Raw genomic sequence first — 7322 nt, forward strand, 5'->3', positions numbered from 1 at the left:
GGTCATGCGGTACACCGGATGAGGTACGAATCGGTGCGGGATGGCGACAAAGTCGCTCACTCAGGGTGAGCGGATTATTTTTATTCCCCCAAATTCCACATCAACGGGAAAATATATTATAATTATGGCAAAGAAATCTTGCTGAAGGAGATCGATGGATATCTGGCTTAAATTCGTGATACTGGTAGCCGCCGCCTACCTGGTAGGTGCGATGCCGCTGTCCTACCTCGCCGGGCGGTCGCGCGGCATAGACCTGCGCAAACAGGGCACCCAGCAGGTGGGCGGGGGCAATCTCTGGCGGACCACCTCCCGCGCCCTCGGCCTGTCTATCGGCATTTTCGACTTCTTCAAAGGCATGATGATGATCATCATCGCCTGGAGGGTGGGGCTGGACCCCGGCCTCCAGTTCGCGGTAGGCCTGGCCACGGTGGCCGGCCACAACTGGCCGGTCTTTCTCCGCTTCCACGGGGGGCGGGGCATCGCCACCAGCCTGGGCATTATCATCATCCTGCCGATGCTCAATACCGACGAGATAACCACCTGGCCGCTGGTAATCTTTTTCACCGTGGGGGTGGCCGGGCTCGTTATCGCGCGGCGCACGCCCGTGCCCATACTTTTAGGTCTGATTTCCCTGCCTGTAACCAGTAAAGTGGTGGACGACCCGCCGTCGCTTACCTTCGCCTACCTGGCGTTGCTGCTGATTATCGTCATCAAACGCCTCACCGCCCAGAAGTCCAGCGAGAAAATCCAGACCGGCATGGGGCGCGTCCTCTGGAACCGCCTGCTCTTCGACCGGGATATCCGGGACCGGAGCGCCTGGGTGCACCGGGAACTGCCCCCCAAGAAGGAAAGCGGGGCATGACGGAGCCGGGACCTTTACGGTGCGCCACCCACCCGGACGTTGAAACCAACCTGCGCTGCGGCAAGTGCGGCAAACTTATATGCCCCCGCTGCCTGGTGCAAACGCCGGTGGGGGCCAGGTGCCGGGACTGCGCTAAAATAAAAAGACTGCCCACCTACCGTCTTTCTTCCGCTTACTACCTGCGCGCCACCGGCGCGGCGCTGGGGGCGGCGGCGGTTATCGGAGTGGGGTGGGGTTTAATTACCGGCCTCTTTTCTTTCATCTATCTCAACCTGATTCTGGCCGCCGGGGTAGGCTATGCCATCGCGGAGATAACCGGCCTGGCGGTCAACCGCAAGCGGGGCCTGCCGCTGGCGATAATCGGCTCCGCCGGGGTGTTCTTCTGCTACCTGGTCAATATCTTTACCTTCGGGCGGATACCGGGATTAGGGCTGGGACTGCTGCTGGATATCATCGCCGTGGCGGTAGCCGTTTCCACGGCCGTCAGCCGCCTGCGTTAAAGCTTAAACAAATATGAAATTAGATATAGCTACACTTGATAATTCCAAAACTTGATAGTATAGTTAAACAGATGCCTGCGCTTACCATAGAAATGACAAAAATAGTCATCGGGCCCGAGGCTTCCCGGCTACTGACGCAAATCAGCCATTTTCTCGCCAGCAAGGACATCCCCGCGTTCATCGTCGGCGGATTGGTGCGGGATATGCTGCTGGGACGCGATACGGCGGATATAGACATCGCGGTGGACGCGGATGCGCCGGCGGTTGCCCGGGAGGCCGCCGCGTGCCTCGGGGGCGCCTATGTAGAGCTCGATGACGTGAACCGCATCGGCCGGGTAGTCTTGCCCGAAAATAAATGGCAGGTGGACTTTACCACTTTGCAGGGCGATATAACGCAGGACCTGGCCCGGCGCGATTTTACCATAGACGCCATGGCGGCGGCGCTGGACAAAAGCTTAAAAACCATTACCGTCAATGATATTATCGACCCGTTTAACGGTCGGCAAGACCTTGACCGCCGCCTCATCCGGGCGGTGAGCGACAGCGTTTTCACCTCCGACCCCGCCCGCCTGATGCGCGCCGCGCGCCTGGCCGCGGAGCTAGGTTTCGATATCGAGGAAGGCACCGAAAAACTGATTGTAAACAACAGCCATCTGGTGACCGGGGTCGCCGGAGAGCGCATCCGCGAAGAGCTGCTGCGCCTGCTGGCTTTGCCCGGCGCCGCCGGGCGTCTTTTTTACCTGGACCGGCTGGGTTTGCTTACCGCCCTTTTCCCGGAGCTGGAGCCGGCCCGGGGCGTCGAACAGCCGAAACTGCATGTCTGGGACGTGTTCGACCATTCAATACAGACCGTGGCCGCCGTTGAGTTCGTGCTGCGGGAGTCCGGCTGCGATTTCGCCGGGGAAGACGCGCTGGCGGCCGTACCGTGGTCGGATAAACTCCGCCGCCACTTCGACCGCGAAATAAGCCGCGGCAGCACCGGCCGCACCATGCTCAAGCTGGCGGCGCTTTTACATGATATAGCCAAGCCGCAGACCCGCACCGTGGACGGAGAGCGCACCCGGTTCCTGGGGCACCCGGACCAGGGCGCCGCCGCGGCCGCGGCAATTATGACACGGCTGCGCTTCAGTAAGCGTGAAATACAGCTGGTAGCGCTGTTAATTAAATACCACCTCCGCCCCACCCAGATGAGCCACGAGGGCCTGCCTACCGCGCGGGCGGTCTACCGCTTTTTCCGCGATACCGGGGAGGTGGGCATCGACCTGCTTTACCTGTGCCTGGCCGACCACCTGGCGGCGCGGGGGAACACCCTGGACATGGCCGGGTGGCGGGAACACACCCGGGAGACGGAATATGTTTTATCCCGGTACCCGGCGGCGGAAAACCAGGCGGCGCCGGGTAATATTTTTAACGGCAATGACGTGATGCAAAGCCTCAAGCTAAAGCCGGGGCCGGCGGTGGGGGAGCTATTGGAAGCGTTGCGGGAAGCCCGCGCCGCCGGAGAAATAGCCACCCGCGCCCAGGCATTGAAATATCTGAAACGCCTGTTCCGTGAACGGGCTGGGACCAACTGAATTTGAGTTCACCCGGAGAGAAACATGACAAGAAATAACAAGATAGTGCTGCTGGTAATACTGGTCATCTTCGCCTTTACCCTGTGGGTGCTGCTTCCCGTAGACTCCAGCCGTCTGGGGCGGGACGGACTGCGCCTCGGGCTGGACCTGAAGGGCGGCGTGCAGCTGATTTACCAGGCCGATTTCAGCGGGAACAATACCGAGGACCGCCAGGCGTATATGGACCGGGCGGTGCTTACCATTGAAAAACGTATCGACCAGTTCGGCGTTACGGAGCCGGTAGTCCAGCAGCTGGGCAATGACCGCATCATGGTGCAGCTCCCCGGCTTTACCGATATCGCCGCCGCCAGGAGCCTGGTGGAGCAGGTCGGCTTCCTCGAGTTCCGGGAGGTGGAAAAGAACAGCTCCGGCGGAATGGTCTATCTTAAAGATTATTTGAGCCAGGATCAGCTCCAGTATATCGACACGGCGGAAACCGGCAACCGGGTATTCGTCACCCAGGGAACCGATGATAACGGCGATTATGCCTACAAGACTATCGCCTTCGTGAGCAATATCGACGGCGTGATCACCCTGACCGACGGGGCCGGTAACCCGACCGATAACGTATCGCTGAAGACTTACGGCGCCAGTGAATCGTGGATAGTAACCCGGGGCGATGACGGCACGGCGCTGACCGGCTCATTGCTGGCGGACGCGCAGCCCAATATCAACCAGACCAGCTCCAAACCGGAGATAGATATTAAATGGAACACCGAAGGGGCGACGATATTCGACCAGATTGCGGCACGCCTGCACAATCCGGCGGGCGCCGGCGGTACCTATTCCTACCAGTATGCCCTGGGAATTTTCCTGGACGACAACCTGCTTTCCGCGCCGCAGCTGACTTCCGAAAAATATGAAGGCCGGGGCACGATATCCGGGAGCTTTACCCTGGCCAAAGCGGAGCAGCTGGCCAACCTGCTGAAATCCGGCTCACTGCCGATGGCGCTCAAGGCGCCGGAAATGCAGGAAAAAATTTCCGCCACCCTGGGGGCGGAGTTTATCACACTGAGCTGGAAAGCCGGGCTGATAGCGCTGATACTGGTGATGGGATTCATGGTGGCTTATTACCGCCTGCCCGGCCTGATGGCCAGCATGGCGCTGGTCTTTTACACCACCCTTACCCTGGCGGTATGCAAGCTGTGGCCCATCACGTTAAGCCTGGGCAGCATCGGCGGCATCATCGTCGGCGTGGGCATAGCGGTGGACGCCAACGTGCTCATCTTCGAGCGTATGAAGGAGGAGTTCCGGGCGGGGCGGACGCTGAAAGCGGCCATAGAAGCCGGCTTCCACCGCGCCTGGTCCGCCATCTGGGACAGCAACATGACCACCTTCATCGCCTGCATCATACTGTACTGGCTGGGCAGCACGGCCATGCATAACGCCGCGGTAATCGGCTTCGCGGTGACGCTGTTCCTCGGCGCCGTCGTCAGCATGTTCACCGCGGTACTGGTGACCCGCACGCTGCTGCGCGCGCTGACCGGCACCGGGCTGGCCAATAAAACGCGGCTATTTACTGTAACCGGAGGCAAAAAATAATGCTTGATATAGTGGGAAAACGGTTCTGGTACTTCCTGATTTCCGGGGTATTCATCTTGATAGCGGTTGTCTCGCTGGCGGTATTCGGCCTCAAGCCGAGCATCGAGTTCAGCAGCGGGTCCATCATATCTTTAGCTTTTGAAACGCCGGTGGAATACGACCAGTTTCAGCAAAAAATGAACGATCTAGGCTACAGTAACGCCATCGTGCAGCGGACCGGTTCCGGCCAATTCCTCGTCCGCACCGAGGTGCTGACGGACGCCCAGAAAACGCAATTAGAAACCGACCTTACCGCCGCCTTCGGGACGCTGTCGGAATCTTCCTTCAACTCCGTCTCGCCCATGATAGCTTCGGAGACAGCGCGCAACGCCGGCATCGCGGTAGCGGTGGCTATGGTGGGTATGCTGCTTTACGTTACCTACGCTTTCCGCAAAATGCCCAGCCCCTTCCGCTGGGGCACCTGCTTCGTCATCGCGCTTTTCCATGACATTCTGGTCACGGTGGGGCTGTTCTCCCTGTTCGGCAAGATGTTCGGCTGGGAAATGAACCTGATGTTTATTACCGGCATCCTGGCCATCGTGGGCGTCAGCCTGGACAACACCATCGTCGTCTTCGACCGGATGCGGGAGAACCAGCGCATGGGCGTCAGCCCCAACTTCGAGGCGGTGGTCAACCGCAGCCAGATAGAGACGCTGGGGCGGTCCATGAATACCAGCATCACCATCCTGATTACCTGCCTGGCCCTGCTGCTGTTCGTGGGAGGGTCCATCCAGAACTTCGTGGTGGTGCTGATGATAGGCCTCATCGCCGGCACGTTCGACTCCGTTTTCGTGGCGCCGGGGCTTTTGGTGGTGTGGGACAAGAACGAGTGGGGCCGGTTTATCGGGCGGAAGAAAGCCACCCCGGTTAAGGCATAAGAACTAAAAGGCGGGGGCGGGAGGTATTACACCTGCCCCCGCTGCGTATAAGCGATAATCCCCTTCACCATGAACTGCCCCCCGAAGTAGAGCAGCGCGACGCTCAGCACGATAAACACCCACTCCTGCACCTTTTCCCCCCAGAACGCATGCGTCTTGTATATCGTAAAGGACACCACGGACAGCCAGACGAGGTCGCACAGCCAGTGCACGATGATAAAAAAGGGCAGCGCCCAGGTGCCTACCGTGCCGGTAAAGGTCAGCAAAAGCTGTAGCCCCACCGTGGCCCACCAGAACAGGAAGAAGGGGTTCATCCCGCTCATCAGGATGCCGGCGGTAAAAGCGTTATAGGTGGTATCCCTCCCCTCCCGGACGATCTTCTTGCGCGCCCGGAAAAGGTCGTACCCCATCCAGACGATCATGCCGCCGCCGAGCACGCTCAGCACCAGCTGGAATATCTCGTTCTGGAAAAAGCCCCGCAGCCCGAAGTACACCGCCACGATGAGCGGCACCTCGATGACGGCATGACCTAAAGACACCAGCACGCCAGCCCAGGGCGACTTCAAGCTCTTGGCGATGGTGACGGTGAACATGGGGCCCGGCATCATCACGCCGGACAGTGAAGTAACCACGACAGTCCCCAGAGCGGCTAACATGATAATACCATTATAGCATTTACGAGCGACGGGAAGCTAAGGTACTTTTCTTGTTAAGAGTATTGACTATTGTCCGTTTTATGCCCTATAATGCCAGCAGGCACTAACTAGAGTATTACGATGAAATTGCATATATTGTATAGAATGTGGCAAGTGGACAGAGAGCGTCCCTAAAATGGCGGAATTTATTAGCGTATTATATAAACTAAAGGAGAACAACATGTTTTCAAAATTTAGTATAATATTAGTTCTGATCGCATTAGTTTTAACCTCAATAATACCTCTTTCAGTCATTGCAGATGAAGTAAGTTATCCACAGGAAATAAACGGATATCCTGTTATTTTTATCCAGACCCCTGAAAATACATATGGGTTAAAAGATTGCGAAGTTATACTTACGCTATTAGACAATGCCAATAAAACAATAGAAGAATCGTTTGCTAAACTGAACATTTCAGAATACCTCAATAAAAATCCTTTACCAAAGGGTTGGAATATTTCAGTCTATGGAGGTAACGGAGCTACAAAGGAAAATTTTGAAAAGGCACATCAAGCAAACCAAGAACAATTAATTAAATTCGCTAAGGAAAACCAACCATGGTTTAGCGGTCGTGGTACAATACAAAACATTGATTTTACTGTAGACAGTAGAATGAAACAGGCCAATTTCCCAACATTCTCTATTTGTGCCAATACAGACCCCTCCAGTCAAGTAGTGACTAGTCAGCGTGCACGATTGGTTTCTATGGTTGTAGGAGCTAATCAGGATTGGGGCAGCTATTTTTTGGTTAACGGAATGACAGATGTCGGACGATATTTTTTACAGGCGGGTCAGTTATATATACAAGGGACTGGATGGAATATATGGACTGATACTGCATTAGGACTTTACCCTCAGTTTTTCGCTATTCCTTATGCAATCGGCCATGTAGTTAAATATGACATTTGTTATTCATATAATGTGTGGTCAATATGGTGTGAAGATATGAGTACAGGAACTTTTGAGTATTATTTTAGAACTAGTGCGACAGGTACCAAATTAATAAGAGATGGGCATACAAGTGTTTGGTTTGAAAATTGGAATAGTAATGCGGATTGGTATCAAGTGACCTTACCCCATTCTTAGTGCCATCTGCATCTTAGCGTCTTCCGGCTAGTTCTATGAAATCCTGGGGTGCCAAGCCGCCCAATGAGCTATGCGGCCTGACAGTATTATAATCCTTTCGCCAGCT

At 56.0% G+C, this 7322-nt stretch carries 7 protein-coding genes; 6 read left to right on the forward strand and 1 reads right to left on the reverse strand.

What is annotated here, in order from left to right:
* Nucleotides 1-154 precede the first annotated feature (154 nt).
* From WC370_00715 to secF, 5 genes are all read left to right on the forward strand, one after another.
* Nucleotides 155-862: a glycerol-3-phosphate acyltransferase gene (locus WC370_00715; GenBank protein ID MFA5307992.1), complete on the forward strand. Its 708-nt coding sequence runs from the start codon at nucleotides 155-157 to the stop codon at nucleotides 860-862.
* On the forward strand, nucleotides 859-1362 hold the full coding sequence (locus tag WC370_00720) for a hypothetical protein (GenBank protein MFA5307993.1): 504 nt from the start codon (nucleotides 859-861) through the stop codon (nucleotides 1360-1362). Before WC370_00715 ends, WC370_00720 begins: the two co-directional genes overlap by 4 nt.
* A gap of 71 nt (nucleotides 1363-1433) precedes the next feature.
* Nucleotides 1434-2936 (forward strand): HD domain-containing protein, encoded by a 1503-nt coding sequence (locus WC370_00725; GenBank protein MFA5307994.1) that lies wholly within the window; start codon nucleotides 1434-1436, stop codon nucleotides 2934-2936.
* A 24-nt stretch (nucleotides 2937-2960) separates the two neighbouring features.
* Nucleotides 2961-4517, forward strand: a complete 1557-nt coding sequence (gene secD, locus WC370_00730; GenBank protein ID MFA5307995.1) for a protein translocase subunit SecD — start codon at nucleotides 2961-2963, stop codon at nucleotides 4515-4517.
* A complete protein-coding gene (gene secF / locus WC370_00735) occupies nucleotides 4517-5434 on the forward strand; it encodes a protein translocase subunit SecF (GenBank protein MFA5307996.1) in 918 nt (305 codons plus the stop codon). Before secD ends, secF begins: the two co-directional genes overlap by 1 nt.
* Before the next feature lie 26 nt (nucleotides 5435-5460).
* On the opposite strand, the gene WC370_00740 is transcribed toward secF, so the two are convergent.
* Complete coding sequence (locus WC370_00740; GenBank protein ID MFA5307997.1) at nucleotides 5461-6066, reverse strand: LysE family transporter; 606 nt, start codon at nucleotides 6064-6066, stop codon at nucleotides 5461-5463.
* 244 nt (nucleotides 6067-6310) lie between these two features.
* Between WC370_00740 and WC370_00745 the strand changes: the two genes are divergently transcribed.
* The gene (locus WC370_00745) at nucleotides 6311-7216 is read left to right on the forward strand and encodes a hypothetical protein (GenBank protein MFA5307998.1); all 906 of its coding nucleotides are present in this window, start codon (nucleotides 6311-6313) and stop codon (nucleotides 7214-7216) included.
* Nucleotides 7217-7322: the final 106 nt, after the last annotated feature.

It is taken from the genome of Dehalococcoidales bacterium, from assembly GCA_041652735.1.
GTDB lineage: Bacteria > Chloroflexota > Dehalococcoidia > Dehalococcoidales > RBG-16-60-22 > RBG-13-51-18.